Origin of the sequence: Streptomyces griseoluteus, assembly GCF_004784465.1 — a bacterium.
In the GTDB taxonomy this organism is placed as follows: domain Bacteria; phylum Actinomycetota; class Actinomycetes; order Streptomycetales; family Streptomycetaceae; genus Streptomyces; species Streptomyces griseoluteus.
Genome location: NZ_SRRU01000004.1, coordinates 1 through 21613, shown reverse-complemented (window position 1 = coordinate 21613; position 21613 = coordinate 1). Strand labels below are relative to the sequence as shown.

Below are 21613 nucleotides of genomic sequence, written 5' to 3'. Positions count from 1 at the left end.
AGAAACCTCCAACTCTACCCGCGTAGAAATTTTGTACGGGTAGTCTGAAGGAACCTGCTCAGCACCACACACCGGGAGTGCCAGTGGCACGCGTCGTAGTCGACGTCATGCTCAAGCCGGAGATCCTCGACCCCCAGGGCCAGGCGGTCCAGCGTGCGCTGCCGCGCCTGGGTTTCACGGGGATCTCGGACGTCCGTCAGGGAAAGCGATTCGAGCTGGAAGTAGAGGGGCCGGTCGACGAGGCCGCGCTCGCCCGCATCCATGATCTGGCGGAATCCTTCCTCGCCAACACCGTGATCGAAGACTTCACCGTGAAGGTGGAGGAAGTAGCGGGGGCCGCCGAGTGACCGCTCGTATTGGTGTCGTCACATTTCCGGGAAGTCTCGACGACCGTGACACCCGGCGGGCGATCACCCTCGCCGGCGCCGAACCCGTAGCCCTCTGGCACAAGGACAAGGACCTCAAGCAGGTCGACGCCGTGGTGCTGCCGGGCGGTTTCTCCTACGGCGACTATCTGCGCGCCGGAGCGATCTCCCGCTTCTCGCCGGTGATGGAGTCCGTCATCGGGCAGGCGAAGGCCGGCCTTCCGGTCCTCGGTATCTGCAACGGCTTCCAGGTCCTCACCGAGGCGCACCTGCTGCCCGGCGGGATGCTCGGCAACGACCACCTCCACTTCATCTGCCGCGACCAGAAGCTGCGGGTGGAGAACGCGGGCACGGCCTGGACCGGCGACTACCGCCAGGGCCAGGAGATCCACATCCCGCTGAAGAACATGGACGGCCGGTACGTCGCCGACGAGTACACGCTCGACAAGCTGGAGGCGGAGGGCCGGGTCGTCTTCCGCTACCTGGACGTCAACCCCAACGGCTCGCTGCGCGACATCGCCGGCATCACCAACGAGGCCGGGAACGTGGTCGGCCTCATGCCGCACCCCGAGCACGCCGTCGAGCCGCTGATCGGAACCGGCCGCACCGACGGCCTCCCGTTCTTCACCTCGATCCTGAAGAAGCTGGTCAACGCATGAGCCGGACGCCTCTGGACACGGTCGACAACGCGGCCGCGACCCCCGACGTCGAGCTGCCTTGGGCCGAACTGGGCCTGAAGAAGGACGAGTACGAGCGCGTGGTCGAGATCCTCGGCCGCCGCCCGACCGGCGCCGAACTCGCCATGTACTCGGTCATGTGGTCCGAGCACTGCTCGTACAAGTCCTCCAAGGTCCACCTGCGCCAGTTCGGTGAGAAGGCGCCCCAGTCGGACGCCATGCTCGTCGGCATCGGTGAGAACGCCGGTGTGGTGGACGTCGGCCAGGGTTACGCGGTCACCTTTAAGGTCGAGTCGCACAACCACCCCTCCTACGTCGAGCCCTACCAGGGCGCGGCCACGGGCGTCGGCGGCATCGTCCGCGACATCATCGCCATGGGCGCCCGCCCGGTCGCGGTCGTGGACCCGTTGCGCTTCGGCGCCGCGGACCACCCCGACACCAAGCGCGTGCTGCCCGGCGTGGTCGCCGGCATCGGCGGCTACGGCAACTGCCTGGGCCTGCCCAACATCGGCGGCGAGGTCGTCTTCGACGCCTGCTACCAGGGCAACCCGCTGGTCAACGCCGGTGCCATCGGCGTCATGCGGCACGAGGACATCCACCTGGCCAAGGCGTCCGGCGCCGGCAACAAGGTCATCCTCTACGGCGCCCGTACCGGCGGCGACGGCATCGGCGGCGCGTCGATCCTCGCCTCGGAGACCTTCGACGACGCCAAGCCCTCCAAGCGCCCCGCGGTGCAGGTCGGCGACCCCTTCCAGGAGAAGCTCCTCATCGAGTGCACCCTGGAGGCGTTCCAGGAGAAGCTCGTCGTCGGCATCCAGGACCTCGGCGCGGCGGGCCTGTCCTGCGCGACGAGCGAGCTGGCCTCCAACGGCTCCGGCGGTATGCGCGTCACGCTGGACGACGTACCGCTGCGCGACTCCACGCTCTCGCCCGAGGAGATCCTCATGAGCGAGTCGCAGGAACGCATGTGCGCGGTGGTCGAGCCGGAGAAGGTCGACCGCTTCCTGGAGATCTGCGAGAAGTGGGACGTCATCGCCACCGTCATCGGTGAGGTCACCGACGGCGACCGGCTGGAGATCTTCTGGCACGGCGGCAAGATCGTCGACGTCGACCCGCGCACGGTCGCCCACGACGGCCCGGTCTACGAGCGCCCCTACGCCCGCCCCGACTGGCAGGACGCCCTCCAGGCCGACGACGCGAACAAGCTGCCCCGCCCGGCCACCGCCGAGGAGCTGCGCGAGCAGGTCCTGAAGCTGGTCGCGTCGCCCAACCAGGCGTCGAAGAAGTGGATCACCTCGCAGTACGACCACTTCGTGCAGGGCAACACCGTCCTCGCCCAGCCCGAGGACTCCGGCATGATCCGCGTGGACGAGGAGACCGGCCTCGGCGTCGCCATCGCCACCGACGGCAACGGCCGCTACGCCAAGCTCGACCCGTACACCGGCGCGCAGCTCGCGCTGGCCGAGGCGTACCGGAACGTGGCGACGACCGGTGCCAAGCCGCTCGCCGTCTCCGACTGCCTGAACTTCGGCTCGCCCGAGGACCCGGCGGTGATGTGGCAGTTCGCGGAGGCCGTGCGCGGTCTGGCGGACGGCTGCCTCCAGCTCGGCACCCCGGTGACCGGCGGCAACGTCTCGCTGTACAACCAGACCGGCGAGGCGGCCATCCACCCGACCCCGGTGGTCGCGGTCCTCGGCGTCATCGACGACGTGGCCCGGCGCACCCCGGTCGCCTTCCAGGAGGAGGGCCAGCTCCTCTACCTGCTGGGCGACACCTCCGAGGAGTTCGGCGGCTCGGCCTGGTCCCAGGTCGTCCACGACCACCTCGGCGGGCTGCCCCCGAAGGTCGACCTGGAGCGGGAGCGGCTGCTGGCCGAGATCCTGATCTCCGCCTCCCGCGACGGGATGATCGACTCCGCGCACGACCTTTCCGACGGCGGTCTGATCCAGGCCGTGGTCGAGTCGGCGCTGCTCGGGGAGAAGGGCGCGCGGCTGATCGTCCCGGACGGTCTGGACGCGTTCACCTTCCTCCTCTCGGAGTCGGCGGGCCGCGCGCTCGTCGCCGTACCGCGCTCGGAGGAGCTGCGCTTCACCGACATGTGCGGCGCGCGGGGCCTCCCGGCCACGCGTATCGGTGTCGTCGACGGTGACTCGGTCGACATCCAGGGCGAGTTCACCCTCTCCCTGGCCGAGCTGCGCGAGGCGCACGAGAACACGATCCCGGCGCTGCTGGCGTGACGACCGCGGACGGCCCCCGCCCCACCCGGGCGGGGGCCGTCCCGGCATAGGGTCGCTCCATGCCTCCGGCCAAGAAGCGTGCCCGCAAGTACGACCCCCTCCGGACCCGTGCCGCCGTGCTCGCGCAGCTCGGCGCGGTGCGGGAGGCCGTGGAGGGGCTCGATCCCGGTCAACTCGCCCTGCCCACGCGGCGGGAGGGGGCGACCGTGCGGGAGCTGGCCGAGCAGGTCGCCGCGTCCGTGGTGGCCGTGCGGCAGGCGGTGGAGCGGCCGGCGCAGTTCAAGCAGACGCTGCCGCTCGCGGAGTGGCCGCTGCGCAGGGCCGTCGCCATCACTCCCGTACCGCTCGATCTCGGCGCCGCCGAGGACGATCTGCGGGCCCTGCTGGCCGACCATCCGGGCAGCCCGCTGGTGGACACCGGTGCCGGGGTGCTCCCGCTCAACGAGTACCTGGTCACCCGTGCCGTCGAGCTGGTCCTCGCCGCCGACGACCTCTCCGGCGCGGTGCCCGGACTCGAGGTGCCGCTGGACCGGCACGCCCTGGCCGCCGCGACCCGGCTGCTCGCCGACGCCCTCGCCGTGAAGGCGCCCGGCGGCTCCACCGAGGTGCGGGTGCCGCCGTACGCCGTGGTGCAGTGCGTCGAGGGGCTGAGGCACACCCGGGGGACACCGCCCAACGTGGTCGAGACCGGCCCGCTCACCTGGGTCCGCCTCGCCACCGGACGCCTGGCCTGGGCGGACGCCGTCGCGCGGGCCGAGGTGAGCGCGAGCGGGGAGCGCGCCGACCTCTCCGGGCTGCTGCCACTCGGCGGATAGCGGGGAACCCGGGCCGCGCCGCGCACGTCGGAGGGGTATGGACCGGCACACGCAGCGCATGACACTGACCGTGGCCGCCGCGCTCGTACCGCTCGCGGTGGCCTGTGGGACGGACACCGCCGACACCGGCAGCGGCTCGGTGGCCCCGCCCCCGAAGCTCACCGGCACCGACTGGCGGGTGGACAGCGTCACCGAGGGCGACACCACTCACCGCGCCCCCGCGGCCGCCCGCATCCGCATCGACGACGAGGGCCGCGCGACCGGCAACCTCGGCTGCAACACCTTCTCCGCGCCCACCACCATCGATGACGGCCGGATCGACTTCGGCACCCTGCGCACGACCCGCATGGCCTGCGACGAACCGCGGATGACCTTCGAACGCGCGCTGACCCGCGCCCTCAACTCCGGTGCGCTGACCGCCCGTACCGACGACGGCGCGCTCACCCTCACCACGGGCGAGGGCGGGCGCGTCCAGCTCACGCCGAGCGCGTCCGAATGATGTGCGACAACTCACTCAGGACGGCCCCCAGAGGCCCCCGGAGCGCTCACCTGAGCTGCGGCCATCCCTGAGCCGGCGGGCGGCCACCTCTCTGACCTGGGCAAACGCAGAATCCGCCAAAGTGATCGCGACTCCGGGTTCGGCGAGGGCCACATATCCCCAATTCGGCCCAGCGGTCGGCCTCGCCTACACTCGGAAACGTGCCACGTGGTGACGGTCGACTCAATCACGATCTGCTTCCCGGCGAAAAAGGCCCCCAGGACGCTTGCGGCGTCTTCGGTGTCTGGGCGCCGGGTGAAGAGGTCGCAAAGCTCACGTACTTCGGGCTCTACGCCCTCCAGCACCGGGGTCAGGAATCCGCGGGAATCGCGGTCAGCAATGGCTCCCAGATCCTCGTCTTCAAGGACATGGGCCTGGTCTCCCAGGTCTTCGACGAAACCTCGCTCGGTTCGCTCCAGGGTCATATCGCGGTCGGTCACGCCCGCTACTCGACCACCGGCGCCTCCGTGTGGGAGAACGCCCAGCCGACGTTCCGTGCCACCGCGCACGGTTCGATCGCGCTCGGCCACAACGGCAACCTGGTCAACACCGCCCAGCTGGCGGAGATGGTCGCCGACCTGCCCAAGGACACCAACGGCCGCTCCACCCGGGTCGCGGCCACCAACGACACCGACCTGCTGACGGCACTCCTCGCCGCGCAGGTCGACGAGGACGGCAAGCCGCTGACCATCGAGGAGGCCGCCCACGCGGTGCTCCCCAAGGTCAAGGGCGCCTTCAGTCTCGTCTTCATGGACGAGCACACCCTCTACGCCGCCCGTGACCCGCAGGGCATCCGCCCGCTGGTCCTCGGCCGGCTGGAGCGCGGCTGGGTGGTCGCCTCCGAGTCCGCCGCGCTCGACATCTGCGGCGCGTCCTACGTCCGGGAGATCGAGCCGGGCGAGTTCATCGCCATCGACGAGAACGGTCTGCGCACCTCCCGGTTCGCGGAAGCGAAGCCCAAGGGCTGTGTCTTCGAGTACGTGTACCTGGCCCGCCCGGACACCGACATCGCCGGCCGGAACGTGTATCTGTCCCGCGTCGAGATGGGCCGCCGCCTGGCCAAGGAGGCGCCCGCCGAGGCCGACCTGGTCATAGCGACGCCGGAGTCCGGCACCCCGGCCGCGATCGGGTACGCCGAGGCGTCCGGCATCCCCTTCGGCAACGGTCTGGTGAAGAACGCCTACGTCGGCCGGACCTTCATCCAGCCCTCGCAGACGATCCGCCAGCTCGGCATCCGGCTGAAGCTGAACCCGCTCAAGGAAGTCATCAAGGGCAAGCGCCTGGTCGTCGTGGACGACTCCATCGTGCGCGGCAACACCCAGCGGGCCCTGGTCCGCATGCTGCGCGAGGCGGGCGCCGCCGAGGTCCACATCCGGATCTCCTCGCCCCCGGTGAAGTGGCCCTGCTTCTTCGGCATCGACTTCGCCACCCGCGCCGAGCTGATCGCCAACGGCATGACGATCGAGGAGATCGGCACCAGCCTGGGCGCCGACTCGCTCGCGTACATCTCCATCGACGGCATGATCGAGGCGACCACCATCGCCAAGCCGAACCTGTGCCGCGCCTGCTTCGACGGTGAGTACCCGATGGACCTGCCCGACCCCGAGCTGCTCGGCAAGCAGCTGCTGGAGACCGAGCTGGCGGCCGGGCCCGCCACCACCGCCGCGGCCGACGCCATCCGGCGTCCCTGAGCTGCGCCGTCCGAGCCGTACGACAGGAAAGTTCTCTCAAGCATGTCCTCTGAGACCACGGGCGCCAGCTACGCGAGCGCGGGCGTCGACATCGAGGCGGGCGACCGCGCCGTCGAGCTGATGAAGGAGTGGGTGAAGAAGACCCGCCGTCCCGAGGTCCTCGGCGGCATCGGCGGCTTCGCCGGCCTCTTCGACGCCTCCGCCCTCAAGCGCTACGAGCGCCCGCTGCTGGCCTCCGCCACGGACGGGGTCGGCACCAAGGTCGACATCGCTCGCCGCCTCGGCGTCTACGACACCATCGGGCACGACCTGGTCGCCATGGTCATGGACGACATCGTGGTGTGCGGCGCCGAGCCGCTGTTCATGACCGACTACATCTGTGTCGGCAAGGTCCACCCCGAGCGGGTCGCCGCGATCGTCAAGGGCATCGCGGAGGGCTGTGTGCTCGCCGGGTGCGCCCTGGTGGGCGGCGAGACCGCCGAGCACCCCGGTCTGCTCGGCCCGGACGACTTCGACGTGGCCGGCGCCGGCACCGGCGTGGTGGAGGCCGACCGGCTGCTGGGCCCCGACCGCATCCGCTCCGGTGACGTGGTGATCGCCATGGCGTCCTCCGGGCTTCACTCCAACGGGTACTCCCTGGTCCGCCACGTCCTGCTGGAGCGGGCCGGGCTGGCGCTGGAGAGCGAGGTCGCGGAGCTGGGCCGGACGCTCGGCGAGGAGCTGCTGGAGCCCACGAAGATCTACTCCCTGGACTGCCTGGCGCTGACCCGCACCACCGAGGTGCACGCCTTCTCGCACATCACCGGCGGCGGCCTCGCGGCCAACCTGGCCCGAGTGATCCCGGACGGGCTGTACGCCACCGTGGACCGCTCCACCTGGACGCCTGGCCCGGTCTTCGACCTGGTCGGCCGGAGCGGCGACGTGGCCCGGCTGGAGCTGGAGAAGACGCTGAACATGGGCGTCGGCATGATGGCCGTCGTCCCGGCGGAGTCCGCGGAGGCGGCGCTGACCACGCTGGCCGACCGGGGCGTCGAAGCCTGGGTGGCCGGCACGATCGCCGAGCGCGGCGAGCAGGAGAGCGCCGCCGGGCTCGTCGGCGACTACGCGGTCTAGCGCGGCCGCCGGCCGGTTTCCGGACAGCACAGAAGCCGGTCGGTGGCAGTGCCACCGACCGGTCTTCCGCTGTTCATGCTCAGTGCAAGGTCAAGCGCCGCGACGGTGCTGTGAGGGACCGTCGTCCTCGTCCTCGTCGTCGTCCTCATAGAGGTCGGCGTAACGGGAGTAGAGGTCTTCCTCGTCGTCCTCATCGTCTTCGAACGGCTCGCTGTTCGGCGGCTGGTTCGAAGTCGATGCGCCCAGTTCACTGGCCAGACGCGACAGATCAGTCCCACCGCTGTTGTACTTCAGCTGGCGGGCGACCTTCGTCTGCTTGGCCTTGGCCCGGCCGCGCCCCATGGCTCGACCCCCTCGGTGACGGGGCTCAACGGCCCCAGAGTCTGACACGCGTTCATGATCCGAAACGGACTCCCCGTAGAGAGGCCGGTCCGTAGGGCTTCCACGGTACCTGAGCCCGCGCCCATACGGTACGTCGCCCGCAGCACGCGCGTGTGCACAGGACCCACGAGGAGCCCTGTCCTCGCTGGTCAATGCCGATTTTAACCACTTATCGGGGTACGACCCGCCGACGGAAGTGACAGTTCTCTCCAAGTTGCCCCCGGCGGGTACCGCCGGGGGCCTCGGGTGCCCGCCCGCACGCGGGCGGGACAAGATCGCCGGGTTCGCGTTCTTCCGGCGTGTCGGTCAGCGCGAGGCGCGCGCGTCGGCCATCCGCTGCTCGGCGATCCGGTCGGCCGCGGCAGCGGGCGGAACGCCGTCCGACTTCGCGCGTGCGAAGATCGCCAGCGTGGTGTCGAAGATCTTCGCCGCCTTCGCCCGGCACCGCTCGAAGTCGAAGCCGTGCAGCTCGTCGGCCACCTGGATGACCCCGCCCGCGTTCACCACGTAGTCCGGCGCGTAGAGGATGCCCCGGTCCTGGAGGTCCTTCTCCACGCCGGGGTGGGCGAGCTGGTTGTTGGCGGCGCCGCACACCACGGACGCGGTGAGCACCGGCACCGTGTGGTCGTCCAGCGCCCCGCCGAGTGCGCAGGGCGCGTAGATGTCGAGCCCCTCCATCCGGATCAGCGTCTCGGTGTCCGCGACCCGGCGCACGGCGGGGTGGGCCTCGACGATCTGGTCCACGGCCTCGCCGCGGACGTCGGTCACCACGACCTGCGCGCCCTCCGCGAGCAGATGCCCGACCAGATGCCGGCCGACCTTGCCGACGCCCGCGATGCCGACCACCCGGTCCCGCAGGGAGGGGTCGCCCCACAGGTGCTGGGCGGAGGCGCGCATGCCCTGGTAGACGCCGAACGCGGTGAGCACCGAGGAGTCGCCGGCGCCGCCCTGCTCGGGGGAGCGGCCGGTGGTCCAGCGGCACTCGCGGGCCACCACGTCCATGTCGGCGACATAGGTGCCGACGTCGCAGGCGGTGACGTAGCGGCCGCCGAGCGAGGCCACCATGCGGCCGTAGGCGAGCAGCAGCTCCTCCGTGCGGTCCCGCGCGGGGTCACCGATGATCACGGCCTTGCCGCCGCCGTGGTCGAGCCCGGCCATGGCGTTCTTGTACGACATCCCGCGCGCGAGCTGGAGCGCGTCGGCCACGGCCGCCGCCTCGTTCGGGTACGGGTGGAAACGGGTGCCGCCGAGCGCGGGGCCCAGCGCGGTGGAGTGGATGGCGATGACGGCCTTCAGGCCGGTGGCGCGGTCCTGGCAGAGCACGACCTGCTCATGGCCGCCCTGGTCCGAGTGGAACAGGGTGTGCAGGACATCTGTGGTGACGCCGGTTACCTCGGTCACTGTGGTGACTCCTGTGCAAGAAGCGGCGGGCGGGGCCGAAGCCCCTGGGGGTTCCCCCACACTTTTGGTGGCGGGGGAGGCGGCTGGGTGCTGCCACGCGGCGGTTGGGCCGCACGGCTGAGAGTAGAGCCTGCGCCCGGCCCACGACCGGCCTCCGCCGAGGATCACCCGCAGGTGCGACGCCCCGGCGGTGGCGTGGCACGATTTGCAGTGGTTTCGAGGTGACCCCGACGGGGAGGGAGCAGGCGTGGCCAAGGTGTCCTCGGTGGCGGTCCCCTACGCCGCCTACCTGCGCGTGTACGAGCCGCTGGCCGCCTTCCCGGAGCCGGAGCGCGATCACTGGGCCCGCTACGCCCGCCGCGCGGACCGCCCCACCTACCAGGACGAGCTGCGCCGCTCGCTGGCCGACCTGCTGGCCACCCCGCCCGTCGCGGTGCCGGTGCACGAGAGCGCCGACGCGTTCGTGCTGGAGCGGGACGGTGTGGTCTGCGTCTGCCCCTGGCGCACCCGGCTGCGCGGCTGGCAGGCGCTGGCGGGCCTGGGCGAGGAACTGCCCACCCCGGTGCTGGACGCGGTGCTGCCGCCCCTGGTGCGCGACCAGGCGGCCCAGGACTACGAGCGCTGGCTGGAGCGCAATCCCGAGGCGCGGCCCTGGATTCGCGGAGCGACCTGGCAGATCCCGCTGAACTGGTTCGTGCTGGTCGCCGACGAGGAGCGCCGTTTCGAGCCGCGCAGCGGCGAGACCCCGGCCCTGCTGCGCTACCGCACGCCGATGGTGCAGGCCCGGCGCCGGGTGGCGCGGGCGCTGCGCACGCTCCAGGACACCGTGCGGGAGAGCCCGCTGATCGACGGCGTGCTGGACGTCGGCCGCTGGCTGGAGGAGTTCCACCCGCGTTCGGTGGTGGAGCTGGACTACGGCGGCCTGGTGCACGCGGTGCCGGGCGGGACGCTGGAGGAGGACCACTCGGCGGCGGACGTGGCCGCCGGCATCGACGCGCTGCGCCGGGGCGACGAAAGTGCCGCAACTCACGCCTACACCCGTCTGGCGACCCGCTGGCGGTCGATCCGGGACCTGCGCTCGGCGAACTGAGCCCGTCCTGCGTGACGCACGTCACGGTCGAAATGGGCTCGAACAGCGTACGGTCTACGGAACTTGGACCGTTTGACGGGGCGTTGGCCTCGAACCGGGCTTTTGCCTCATTGGGTGATGGACGGCACTTACACGGCCCTTGCGTCTCTTGCCACTCCTCGTGCCAAAATAGGACAAGGAGTCCGGGGAGGACTCCGTCTGTCCATCTGTGCTCCACTGTGGGCGGATTCTCCGCATTGCTAGCTTTGGGGGGTCTTGTGACTCCCGAGCGCCATGTGACTGATCGTCACGTCGGCGTGACTGTCCGCTATGGCATGGTCCATCGGCTTCCGTCGTGGATGAACACCTGGGAGGGCAATTCCATCGGTTTGGCCGACGCGGCTGGACAGATGGTGTAGTTGTAGTGCCGAGGACAAGCCGTTCGTCCTATAACCGACTCGACTCGCGTCCGCCATTTCGGGCAACGCGGGTCAAGGTGCAGAATTTAGAGGAATGAACCGAGAAGGTTCGGTTCTCCCGAGGAGGCCGCTCATGACCGCTCGCACCCCTGATGCCGAGCCGCTGCTGACCCCGGCTGAGGTCGCCACCATGTTCCGTGTCGACCCCAAGACGGTCACGCGGTGGGCGAAGGCCGGCAAGCTCACGTCGATCCGCACGCTCGGCGGGCATCGCCGCTACCGCGAGGCGGAGGTCCGCGCCCTGCTCGCGGGCATCCCGCAGCAGCGCAGCGAGGCATAACAACTGAACAACCGGGCAAAACGACCGGTCCCCCAACCGGTCGAAGCGCCCGAACCCTAGCTCCACAACGACGCGGGCCTGCCCCAACAGGCCCCATGCCCACGCCGGACGAAGTCCGGAGGCACGTGGCACCGAGCGCGTCATAGGTCGCGCTGGACTCCGCCGGGTCCAGCGCGATCTTTTTTGTGCGCTCACGGGCGCCCGCCGGCCTCCTGTGTGAGCGGCCCTGTCGAAGTCTGGGGAGGGCTGTGGGAAGTGCCCCGCACCTGCTCCGGGAGCCCGCCAGGCCACCCTCGGGGAGAGTGCAATTGCACATATTAAATCGACCTGTTGTAGGGCAGCAGTAAAAACCTGGGTTTCCAAAACTCATGCCGTGACACCCGTCACACGCGGAGACGCTTGTTGTCCCCTGCATGGGTGCGCTATTGATGCTCTCCCGCCTCACCGCCCCCTGCGGGAACGGGTGTTGGGGCATCGGCCGGTGCGGCGCCGGCAGGGCGGGGCGGCCGCCAGGTGCGCCCTCAGGGTGCCCGCGCCTCGTGCCGGGCCGATGGCGCCATGCGCCACCTCCGCAGGCCGCACAGGGTGCACAGGGCCCACAGGGCGCACGCGGGCGCCTGCGAGCGCCGGGAACGGCGGAAGGGCCCCCGGAAATCCGGGGGCCCTTCTCTTTGCTGCGGTCCTGACGGGATTTGAACCCGCGGCCTCCACCTTGACAGGGTGGCGAGCACTCCAAACTGCTCCACAGGACCATCTGGTGCGGCGCTTCACTTCTGCGTTGCGCTGCGAGAAGGACTGTACAGGAGTCCGGGTGCCCGGGTCGAACTCACCCGGTGCGATCGTGCGGTTACGGTACGGCGGCGTCGATCGCCTTCACGATCCGCTTGTCGGAGATGGCGTACGCGGTGCCCAGCGCGTGGGCGAAATAGCTGACCCGCAGCTCCTCCAGCATCCAGCGGATGTCCAGCACCTGCCCGGGGACGGGCCGGCCCTGGGGGAGTTGCTCCAGCAGCCAGGCGTACTCGTCCCGCATCTCGTGGACCTTCTGCATCCGGGTGGTGTCCCGCTGGACGTTGCCCGGCATCTGCTGCAGACGCCGGTCGGCGGCCACCAGGTAGCGCATCAGGTCCGGCAGCCGCGCGATCCCCGCCCAGGTCACGAAGCCGGGCTTCACCAGCGCGTCCAACTGCTGCCGGACGTCGGTGAGGTTGGCCAGCAGCGCGGGGCTGGAGACGGCCTTCAGGCGCCGTTCGGCCGCCTGCCAGGCGGCCAGCACCTGCTGCACCTGGCCCACCGCACGCACGGTGGTGTCCACGATGTCGGCCCGCACCTTGTCGTAGAGCTTCCGGTACGACTCCTCGTCCCACACCGGACCGCCGAAGTCCGCGATCAGCTTGTCGGCCGCCGCCATCGCGCAGTCGTCGAACAGCGCCTGCACCGAGCCGTGCGGGTTGGCGGAGAGGGCGAGCTTCTGCGCGTTGGTCAGCTTGTCGGAGGCGAACTTCGCCGGGTTCACCGGGATGTTGCGCAGGATCAGCCGGCGTACGCCCTTCCACATCGCCTCGGCCTGCTCCTCCTCGGTGTCGAAGAGGCGGACCGAGACGGTGTCGCCGTCGTCCACCAGCGCCGGGTACGCCTTCACCGGCTGTCCGGCCCGGCGGGTCTCGAAGACCCGGCTGAGGGTGCCGATCGACCAGTCGGTCAGGCCCGAGCGCTCCAGCGAGGGCCCGCCCTGCCGGGACGCGGTGGCGGCGGCAGCCTGCGAGATCGCCTTGCGGGCCTTCGGCCGCAGCTGGAGCTTGAGCGCCTCCAGATCCTTGGCCTCGGCCAGCTTGCGGCGCCGCTCGTCCACGATCCGGAAGGTGACCTTGAGGTGGTCCGGCACCTTCGCCCAGTCGAAGTCCTCGGCGTCGAAGGGCACGCCCACCATGCGCTTCAGCTCACGCGCCATGGTCGTCGCCAGCGGCTCCTGGAGGGGAACCGCCCGCTCCAGGAACTTCTTGGCGTAGTTCGGCGCCGGGACGTAGTTGCGGCGGATCGGCTTGGGCAGCGAGCGGATCAGCTCGGTGACGACGTCCTCGCGCAGCCCCGGGATCTGCCAGTCGAAGCCCTCGTCGGTGACCTGGTTGAGCACCTGGAGCGGGATGTGGACGGTCACACCGTCGGCGTCCGCGCCCGGCTCGAACTGGTAGGTCACCCGGAACTTCAGCTCGCCCTGGCGCCAACTGTCGGGATAGTCGGCCTTGGTGACCGCCTCCGCCGACTCCCGGATGAGCATCTCCCGCTCGAAGTCCAGGTATTCGGGCTGCTCCTGCCGCTTCCGCTTCCACCAGGAGTCGAAGTGGGCGCCGGAGACGACGTGTTCGGGCACCCGCTGGTCGTAGAAGTCGAACAGCGTCTCGTCGTCCACGACGATGTCCCGGCGCCGCGCCCGGTGCTCCAGCTCCTCGACCTCGCTGAGCAGCTTGCGGTTGTCGGCGAAGAACTTGTGGTGGGTGCGCCAGTCGCCCTCGACCAGGGCGTTGCGGATGAACAGCTCGCGGGAGACCTCGGGGTCGATCCGCCCGTAGTTCACCTTGCGCTGGGCGACGATCGGCACGCCGTACAGCGTCACCTTCTCGTACGCCATCACGGCCGCCTGGTCCTTCTCCCAGTGCGGTTCGCTGTACGTGCGCTTCAGCAGGTGGCCGGCGAGCGGCTCGACCCACTCGGGCTCGATCCTGGCGTTGACGCGCGCCCAGAGGCGGGAGGTCTCCACCAGCTCGGCGGACATCAGGAACTTGGGCTGCTTCTTGAACAGCGAGGAGCCGGGGAACACCGCGAACTTGGCGTTGCGGGCGCCCAAGTACTCGTTCTTGTTGCCGTCCTTCACGTCCTTCATCCCGACGTGGGAGAGCAGGCCCGCGAGGAGGGAGACATGGACGCGGTCGGCGGGGGCGTCGTCCTCGTTGAGATGGATGTCCATCTGCTTGGCGACCGTGCGGAGCTGGAGGTAGATGTCCTGCCACTCGCGCACTCGCAGGAAGTTCAGGTACTCCTGCTTGCACATCCGGCGGAACGAGGAGGAGCCGCGCTCCTTCTGCTGCTCCCGCAGATACCGCCACAGGTTGAGGTAGGCCAGGAAGTCGCTGGTCTCGTCGCGGAAACGGGCGTGCTGCTGGTCGGCCTGGGTCTGCTTGTCGGCCGGGCGCTCGCGCGGGTCCTGGATGGACAGGGCGGCGGCGATGACCATGACCTCGCGGACACAGCCGTTCTTCGCGGCCTCCAGCACCATCCGGGCCAGGCGCGGGTCGACCGGCAGTTGGGCGAGCTTGCGGCCGGTTTCGGTGAGCCGCTTGCGCGGGTCCTTCTGCGCCGGGTCGAGCGCGTGCAGCTCCTGGAGCAGCTGGACGCCGTCGCGGATGTTGCGGTGGTCCGGCGGGTCGATGAAGGGGAACTTCTCGATGTCGCCGAGGCCGGCCGCGGTCATCTGCAGGATGACGGAGGCCAGGTTGGTGCGCAGGATCTCGGCGTCGGTGAACTCCGGCCGGGCGAGGAAGTCGTCCTCGGAGTACAGCCGGATGCAGATGCCGTCGGAGGTACGGCCGCAGCGGCCCTTGCGCTGGTTGGCGCTGGCCTGCGAGACCGGCTCGATGGGCAGCCGCTGGACCTTGGTGCGGTGGCTGTAGCGGCTGATCCGGGCGAAGCCGGGGTCGATCACGTATTTGATGCCGGGCACGGTCAGCGAGGTCTCGGCGACGTTGGTCGCCAGCACGATCCGGCGCCCGGTGTGCTGCTGGAAGACCCGGTGCTGCTCGGCGTGCGAGAGCCGCGCGTACAGCGGGAGCACCTCGGTCGAGCGGTACTTCTTCTTCTCCAGCGCGTCCGCGGTGTCCCGGATCTCCCGCTCGCCGGAGAGGAAGACGAGGATGTCGCCGGGACCCTCGGCCATCAGTTCCTCGGCCGCGTCGGTGATCGCGGTGATCTGGTCCCGGTCGGCGTCGGAGGAGTCCTCCTCCAGCAGCGGCCGGTAGCGCACCTCCACCGGGTACGTCCGCCCGCTGACCTCGATGATCGGTGCGTCCCCGAAGTGCCGGGAGAACCGCTCCGGGTCGATGGTCGCCGAGGTGATGACGACCTTCAGGTCCGGCCGCTTCGGCAGCAACTGCGCGAGGTAGCCCAGCAGGAAGTCGATGTTGAGGGACCGCTCGTGGGCCTCGTCGATGATGATCGTGTCGTAGGCGCGCAGCTCGCGGTCGTTCTGGATCTCCGCGAGCAGGATGCCGTCGGTCATCAGCTTGATGAAGGTGGCGTCCGGGTTCACCTGGTCGGTGAAGCGGACCTTCCAGCCGACGGTCTCGCCGAGCGGGGTGTGCAGCTCGTCGGCCACGCGCTCCGCGACGGTACGGGCGGCGATCCGGCGGGGCTGGGTGTGCCCGATCATCCCGCGCAGGCCCCGGCCCAGCTCCACGCAGATCTTGGGGATCTGCGTGGTCTTCCCGGAGCCGGTCTCACCGGCCACGATGACGACCTGATGATCGCGGATGGCGGCCGCGATCTCGTCCTTCTTCTGGCTGACCGGAAGCTGCTCGGGATAGCTGACCGAGGGCACGCGGGAGCGCCGTTCGGCCATCCGGGAGGCGGCCTTGTCGACCTCCCCCTCCAGCTCGGCCAGCACGGCGGCACGCGCCTCCGGCTTACGGATCTTGCGTGCGCCTTCGAGCCTGCGCCCGAGCCGGTGCGCGTCACGCAGCGACAGCTCGGTCAGACGGGAGGCGAGAGACCCCAAGGCGGGGGCGGGATGCGTAGACATACGCGATCCAGGATCTCACCTCGGGGAAATTCCGCGCGAATGAATTGACGCGGGGGGTCGCCCCAGGGGGCCGGGGGTCAGCAGGAGTCCAGACCGAGCCGGAAGCCCGACTTGTAGCCGTTCTTGAATCCCTGCTGGTAGTCGCGGCGCGGGTCCTTCAGCGACACGCCTCTCCCGTCGTGGTGGTCACGGTGGTGATGGCAGTGACGGCCGTCGCGGTACCCGGACTGGAACCCGTCCCGGAACCCGCGCTGGTAGTCCCCTTGCGAGGCGGGCGCCTTGGCCGACGTACCGACGTGGGACGGAGCGGGCGTCGCCGAGGCCGCCTGCTGGAAGCCGATCGGAGCGAGGACGACGCCGGCGGCCATGAAGACCGAACACAGGGCAGCCGTCCGTTTTCTGTTCGTGGCGGGCATGGAACGTCCCCTTGGGTAATTTCTCCACGAATAGATGCCTTTTCACTCTAGCCCCGCGCTACTCACCTGCAACCGCGCTCCCAGGGCCCGGAAACGCAAGAACCCCCTCCAGAGACTGGAGGGGGTTCGGCCCGGATCGGGCGGTTGTGGCTGGGGCCGGGGTCGAACCGGCGACCTATCGCTTTTCAGGCGATCGCTCGTACCAACTGAGCTACCCAGCCACGAGGTTTCACGTGAAACCTCAGCGGTCCTGACGGGATTTGAACCCGCGGCCTCCACCTTGACAGGGTGGCGAGCACTCCAAACTGCTCCACAGGACCAGGCGCTGTACGACAGTGTCGCACAAGGTTGCGGGCCTTCCCAACGCGTTTCCCACCGGGGTGAGGTGCGTATCTGCTGGGCTGACGTCGCTGGAGAAGCGTATCAGAGCAGGGGTGGTGCTCCGTACCGTGCTTTTCGGCGGCGAGCGGGGCCCGGACGTGGGGAAACATGAAGGCCCGCCCTGGATCAGGGCGGGCCTTCATGACAAGTCCGCTGTGGTGCCCCCAACGGGATTCGAACCCGTGCTACCGCCTTGAAAGGGCGGCGTCCTAGGCCGCTAGACGATGAGGGCTATCGGCCCGCCTGGGCGCCGCATCGCGGCGCGTCGGGGACGTGTGCAGCATAGGGGATCGTGAGCGGTATGGGCAAAACCCTTCGCCGCTGTGCGGGCGCCGGGCCGGGGATTCAGCGCTGCACCAGATGCCGGCTGACCTCGGCCGTGGTCCGCCCGAGCCCGCCCAGCTTGATCGCGTCCCACGCCTGTAGCCGGCGGGTGTCCCGGTCCAGATAGAGCACCGACGCCTCGATCGGTGCCGGGTACTGGCCCTCCACCGCGCGCAGTCCGCTGCCGCCGGTCGAGCCCTCGCGGCGCAGCCGGGTGCCCAGCGGGAGGACCTTGGTGCCCTGGGTGTGCAGATGTCCGCAGAGCACCAGCGGCACCGTGCCGTCGGTCTCGGCGGCGGCCAGCGGCTCGTGCGCCACCGCGATGTCCACCGGGGTGCCCTTGGCCTTCTGGTCCCGCAGCGCCGAGGCGAGCCGGGCGCCCGCGAGCCGTTCCGCCGCGTCGCCGCCGGTCGCCCGGGAACGGTCGGGGGTGAACTGGGGGTCGCCGGTGCCCGCGAAGCGCACTCCGGCGATCGTCTCGGCCTCGCCCTCGTCCAGCACGTGCGCGTTCTTGATGCCCTCCAGATAGCGCTGGGTGGCCCGCGAGTCGTGGTTGCCCCGGACCCAGACGTACGGCACGCCCAGGTCCTTCACCGGGTCGAGGAAGCCGTTCTCCGCCGAGGTGCCGTGGTCCATGGTGTCGCCGGAGTCGACGATCACGTCCACCTTGTACTGGTCCACCAGCGATCCGATGATCTTCCACGCGGCCGGGTTGAGGTGGATGTCGGAGACGTGCAGGACCCGGATCGTGGAGGGGTCGGGCTGGTAGGCGGGGAGCGTGGAGGCGACGTCGTACAGCTTGGTCACGTTGGTCACCAGGCGGGCCAGCTCCTGCTGGTAGACGTCGAAGTCGGTGACGATGCTGCGGGCGTTGCCCACCACGGACGGCGCCGAGGAGAGCAGGCCGGAGAACTTGGGCTCCAGTACCGACTTCGGATTCCAGGTGGCCCACGCCGACACCCCGGAGGCCGCGAGCAGCGCCAGGGCGAGACCGCCGGCCGCCAGCGCGGGGCGCGTCCGGCGGTAGACGGCGAGGCCGAGCGCGGTCGCGCCGGTGACGACGGCCACGCACGAGCGCACCGCCAGGTCGAGCGTGCCGCGCTCGACGTCATGGGCCACCTCGTCCTGGAGCCCGGACAGCCGCTCGGGGTGGTCGACCAGCGCCTGTGCGCGTCCCGGGTCGAGCTGGTCCACGTCGACGTCCAGCCGGACGGGCGCGACATGGCTGTCCAGGGTCAGCGCGCCGAGCGGGGAGACGTTGACCTTGGTGCCGCCGCTGAGCGAGGGCCGCAGGGCCATCGTGGTGTCCATCGGGCCGACCGGGGTCCGTACGCTGCCGACGATCAGCAGGCCCAGCCAGGCCCCGACGAGCACGACACCCATCAGGCCGAACGCCTTCAGCCAGCGGCCGCCGCCTCTCCGGCGCGGCAGATGCCACCACTTCCGGTCGCGGGGCGGGTCCGGGACGGAAGCGACGGGGACTTGGGGCATTGGTGCCGTATGCCCGTACGAACGCCCGGACATGCGGGGTGGTCAGCCCCAGCCCAGTTCGTGCAGCCGGGCGTCCTCGATGCCGAAGTGGTGGGCGACCTCGTGGATGACGGTGACGGCCACCTCGTGGACGACCTCCTCGGCGGTCCCGCAGTACCGCAGGGTGGGGCCCATGTAGATGCTGATGCGGTCCGGGAGGACCCCGGCGTACCACTCGCCGCGCTCGGTGAGCGGGGTGCCCTCGTAGAGGCCGAGCAGTTCGGGGTCGTCGGCGGAGGGTTCGTCCTCCACGAAGACGGCCACGTTGTCCATGACCCGCGTCAGTTCCGGCGGGATCTGGTCCAGGGCCTCGCTCACCAGCTCTTCGAACCTGTCGCGTGTCATCTCCAGCACACGGCCATTGTCGGCCAAGCGCACCCGGCGCGGGGCGTGTACGCGCGGTCCGCCGCGCTTCGGCCGGCCGGGACGGTGGCGTGTCCTCCCGCGTGCGGCGGGAGTTGGGCAGGGCGTTCCCGATTCCCCGCTGTCGGAGGTGGCCGTCGTGCGCCGCTTGTACGTACCCGTCCGTCTGGTTGTCGCGGTGCTGGCCGTGGCCGCCGCCTCCGGCTGTGTGCACGTCGGTGACGACGCGGGCCCCCGCCGCACCCCGCACTCCGCCGCCCAGCGGGAGGGCGCGGATTCCGGGGGCGGGCCGGTGTCCGGGGGCGGCGGTGCCGAGGCGGACGGCGAGGACGGGGGCGACGGCAAGCACGGGCACGGCGGCAAGAAGAAGAAACACGGGGAGTCGGCCTCCGCCTCGGCGGACGAGCGCGAGCCAGGCAAGAAGGTTTCGGCGGCGCCGTCCAAGCCCGGGCAGACGGTGCGGCCCGGTGAGCCGGTGCCGACGGGGGAGCCGACCCCGCCCCCGGTGACCTCCGCGCCGCCCGAGCCGCCCGCGTCGACCCCGCCCCCGCCGGACACCGAGCCGCCGTCGGCCGAGCCGTCGTCCTCGGCCCACGAGGACCCCGCCCCGCAGCTCGGCGGACGGGTTCCGGTGCCCGCCGTACGGGTCGGCGTGTGAGCCGTGAACGGGCGTCGGAAGGGGGCTGACGAGCCGGTTTGCCTTCAGGGGTGGGGGGTGCGTATGGTGGTAGATCGTTTGATCCCATTTGCCCGGCGCCATCGCAGAGCGCGCCGTGTGGCGCGTACTCTCCTTTGCCGTGACGGACCGCATTGAGGCGGTTGTGTTGTGCGAATCACGGAGTTGACGGGCGCGTGCCGAGAGACTCCGGAAGGTTTCGCATTCGCATGTCCGTTTCCAGTACTGACCAGTTCGTCGCGCCCGAGAACGGGGACGCCCCCGTCGACGGGACGAACGAGGTCACCGCTGTCGTCGAGGCCGACGACACCACCGACACCACCCCCGAGCTCACCTTCGCCGACCTCGGTCTCCCCGAGGGCATCGTGCGCAAGCTCGCCCAGAACGGTGTCACCACCCCCTTCCCGATCCAGGCCGCGACCATCCCGGACGCCCTGGCCGGCAAGGACATCCTCGGCCGTGGCCGCACCGGCTCCGGCAAGACCCTCTCCTTCGGTCTGCCCACCCTGGCCACGCTGGCCGGCGGCCGCACCGAGAAGAAGCGCCCGCGCGCCGTCATCCTGACGCCGACCCGCGAGCTGGCGATGCAGGTCGCCGACGCCCTCCAGCCCTACGGCGACGTGCTCGGCCTGAAGATGAAGGTCGTCTGCGGCGGCACCTCGATGGGCAACCAGATCTACGCCCTCGAGCGCGGCGTCGACGTCCTCGTCGCCACTCCGGGCCGCCTGCGCGACATCATCAACCGCGGCGCCTGCTCGCTGGAGCACGTCCAGATCGCGGTCCTCGACGAGGCCGACCAGATGTCCGACCTGGGCTTCCTGCCCGAGGTCACCGAGCTGCTCGACCAGGTCCCGGCCGGCGGCCAGCGCATGCTGTTCTCCGCGACCATGGAGAACGAGATCTCCACGCTGGTCAAGCGCTACCTGAACGACCCGGTCACGCACGAGGTCGACAGCGCCCAGGGCAACGTCACGACCATGTCGCACCACATCCTCATCGTGAAGCCCAAGGACAAGGCGCCGGTCACCGCCGCGATCGCCTCCCGCAAGGGCCGCACGATCATCTTCGTCCGCACCCAGCTCGGTGCCGACCGCATCGCCGAGCAGCTCCGCGAGTCGGGCGTGAAGGCCGACGCGCTGCACGGCGGCATGACCCAGGGCGCCCGTACCCGGACGCTGGCCGACTTCAAGGACGGCTACGTCAACGCGCTCGTCGCCACCGACGTCGCCGCGCGCGGCATCCACGTCGACGGCATCGACCTGGTCCTGAACGTCGACCCGGCGGGCGACCACAAGGACTACCTGCACCGCTCCGGCCGCACCGCCCGCGCGGGCCGTTCCGGCACGGTCGTCTCGCTGTCCCTGCCGCACCAGCGCCGCCAGATCTTCCGGCTGATGGAGGACGCGGGCGTCGACGCCGCGCGCCACATCATCCAGGGGGCCGGCGCCTTCGAGCCCGAGGTCGCCGAGATCACCGGCGCCCGGTCCATGACCGAGGTGCAGGCCGAGTCCGCGGGCAACGCCGCGCAGCAGGCCGAGCGCGAGGTCGCCGGGCTGGTCAAGGAGCTGGAGCGCGCCCAGCGCCGTGCCGGTGAGCTGCGCGAGGAGGCCGACCGCCTGGTGGCGCGGGTCGCCCGCGAGCGCGGTGAGGACCCGGAGGCCGCCGTGGCAGAGGCGCAGGCCACCGCCGAGCAGGCCGTGGCCGAGGCGACCGCCGAGGCCGAGCGTCCGGCCGTCCGCGAGACCGAGCGCGACGAGCGTCCGGCCGGCCGCCGTTCCTTCGACCGCGACCGTGGCGAGCGCCGCGACGACCGTGGAGGCCGCGGCTTCGAGCGTCGTGACGACCGTGGCGGCCGTTCCTTCGAGCGCCGTGACGACCGCGGTGGCCGTGGTTTCGAGCGTCGTGACGACCGTGGCGGCGAGCGCCGTTCCTTCAACCAGGACCGGGGCGAGCGGGGTTTCGAGCGTCGTGACGACCGTGGCGGCCGTTCCTTCGAGCGCCGTGACGACCGCGGTGGCCGTGGTTTCGAGCGTCGTGACGACCGTGGCGGCGAGCGCCGTTCCTTCAACCAGGACCGGGGCGAGC

At 70.5% G+C, this 21613-nt stretch carries 17 protein-coding genes and 4 tRNA genes; 11 read left to right on the top strand and 10 right to left on the bottom strand.

The window, feature by feature from the left end:
• The first annotated feature begins 83 nt into the window (after positions 1–83).
• The 7 genes from purS to purM all read left to right on the top strand — a co-directional run bounded on the left by purS (position 84) and on the right by purM (position 7436).
• The gene (purS, locus tag E5082_RS11930) at positions 84–347 is read left to right on the top strand and encodes a phosphoribosylformylglycinamidine synthase subunit PurS (RefSeq protein WP_030816897.1); all 264 of its coding nucleotides are present in this window, start codon (positions 84–86) and stop codon (positions 345–347) included.
• Positions 344–1024: a phosphoribosylformylglycinamidine synthase subunit PurQ gene (gene purQ, locus E5082_RS11925; RefSeq protein ID WP_135791261.1), complete on the top strand. Its 681-nt coding sequence runs from the start codon at positions 344–346 to the stop codon at positions 1022–1024. The genes purS and purQ overlap by 4 nt, the downstream gene beginning before the upstream one ends.
• Positions 1021–3279, top strand: coding sequence for a phosphoribosylformylglycinamidine synthase subunit PurL (gene purL / locus E5082_RS11920; protein WP_135791260.1), 2259 nt, complete (start codon positions 1021–1023; stop codon positions 3277–3279). The genes purQ and purL overlap by 4 nt, the downstream gene beginning before the upstream one ends.
• Before the next feature lie 59 nt (positions 3280–3338).
• Positions 3339–4094, top strand: coding sequence for a sterol carrier family protein (locus tag E5082_RS11915; RefSeq protein ID WP_135791259.1), 756 nt, complete (start codon positions 3339–3341; stop codon positions 4092–4094).
• A 58-nt stretch (positions 4095–4152) separates the two neighbouring features.
• Positions 4153–4593, top strand: a complete 441-nt coding sequence (locus E5082_RS11910) for an META domain-containing protein (RefSeq protein WP_229918809.1) — start codon at positions 4153–4155, stop codon at positions 4591–4593.
• A 200-nt stretch (positions 4594–4793) separates the two neighbouring features.
• Positions 4794–6323, top strand: a complete 1530-nt coding sequence (gene purF, locus E5082_RS11905) for an amidophosphoribosyltransferase (RefSeq protein WP_135791257.1) — start codon at positions 4794–4796, stop codon at positions 6321–6323.
• Positions 6324–6365: 42 nt separating this feature from the next.
• Positions 6366–7436, top strand: a complete 1071-nt coding sequence (gene purM, locus E5082_RS11900; protein WP_086692257.1) for a phosphoribosylformylglycinamidine cyclo-ligase — start codon at positions 6366–6368, stop codon at positions 7434–7436.
• 90 nt (positions 7437–7526) lie between these two features.
• Here the strand turns inward: purM and E5082_RS11895 are convergent, their stop codons facing one another.
• Together E5082_RS11895 and E5082_RS11890 are read right to left on the bottom strand one after the other, a co-directional pair.
• Positions 7527–7778, bottom strand: coding sequence for a DUF3073 domain-containing protein (locus E5082_RS11895; protein ID WP_030816885.1), 252 nt, complete (start codon positions 7776–7778; stop codon positions 7527–7529).
• Between the two features lie 345 nt (positions 7779–8123).
• Positions 8124–9218 (bottom strand): Leu/Phe/Val dehydrogenase, encoded by a 1095-nt coding sequence (locus E5082_RS11890; RefSeq protein WP_135791256.1) that lies wholly within the window; start codon positions 9216–9218, stop codon positions 8124–8126.
• Positions 9219–9465: 247 nt separating this feature from the next.
• Between E5082_RS11890 and E5082_RS11885 the strand changes: the two genes are divergently transcribed.
• Both E5082_RS11885 and bldC read left to right on the top strand, forming a co-directional pair.
• The gene (locus E5082_RS11885) at positions 9466–10308 is read left to right on the top strand and encodes a DUF8083 family protein (protein ID WP_135791255.1); all 843 of its coding nucleotides are present in this window, start codon (positions 9466–9468) and stop codon (positions 10306–10308) included.
• A 531-nt stretch (positions 10309–10839) separates the two neighbouring features.
• On the top strand, positions 10840–11046 hold the full coding sequence (gene bldC, locus E5082_RS11880; protein WP_003949541.1) for a developmental transcriptional regulator BldC: 207 nt from the start codon (positions 10840–10842) through the stop codon (positions 11044–11046).
• Positions 11047–11723: 677 nt separating this feature from the next.
• On the opposite strand, the gene E5082_RS11875 is transcribed toward bldC, so the two are convergent.
• The 8 genes from E5082_RS11875 to E5082_RS11840 all read right to left on the bottom strand — a co-directional run bounded on the left by E5082_RS11875 (position 11724) and on the right by E5082_RS11840 (position 18843).
• Positions 11724–11798: transfer RNA gene (locus E5082_RS11875), tRNA-Asp, on the bottom strand.
• Between the two features lie 95 nt (positions 11799–11893).
• Complete coding sequence (gene hrpA, locus E5082_RS11870) at positions 11894–15838, bottom strand: ATP-dependent RNA helicase HrpA (protein ID WP_135791254.1); 3945 nt, start codon at positions 15836–15838, stop codon at positions 11894–11896.
• A gap of 77 nt (positions 15839–15915) precedes the next feature.
• A complete protein-coding gene (locus E5082_RS11865) occupies positions 15916–16254 on the bottom strand; it encodes a hypothetical protein (RefSeq protein WP_135791253.1) in 339 nt (112 codons plus the stop codon).
• Between the two features lie 147 nt (positions 16255–16401).
• Positions 16402–16475 (bottom strand) — tRNA-Phe (locus E5082_RS11860).
• 24 nt (positions 16476–16499) lie between these two features.
• A tRNA-Asp gene (locus E5082_RS11855) sits at positions 16500–16574 on the bottom strand.
• A gap of 217 nt (positions 16575–16791) precedes the next feature.
• Positions 16792–16867 (bottom strand) — tRNA-Glu (locus tag E5082_RS11850).
• 113 nt (positions 16868–16980) lie between these two features.
• Positions 16981–18450, bottom strand: coding sequence for a metallophosphoesterase family protein (locus E5082_RS11845; RefSeq protein ID WP_135791252.1), 1470 nt, complete (start codon positions 18448–18450; stop codon positions 16981–16983).
• A 42-nt stretch (positions 18451–18492) separates the two neighbouring features.
• Positions 18493–18843 (bottom strand): metallopeptidase family protein, encoded by a 351-nt coding sequence (locus tag E5082_RS11840; protein WP_135791251.1) that lies wholly within the window; start codon positions 18841–18843, stop codon positions 18493–18495.
• A 148-nt stretch (positions 18844–18991) separates the two neighbouring features.
• Here E5082_RS11840 and E5082_RS11835 point away from each other — a divergent pair, with 148 nt between their 5' ends.
• Entirely contained in the window at positions 18992–19510 is a 519-nt protein-coding gene (locus E5082_RS11835) for a hypothetical protein (protein WP_135791250.1), read from the top strand.
• 227 nt (positions 19511–19737) lie between these two features.
• Positions 19738–21613, top strand: a 1876-nt coding sequence (locus E5082_RS11830; protein ID WP_167514042.1) for a DEAD/DEAH box helicase, incomplete at its 3' end; no start/stop codon positions are given.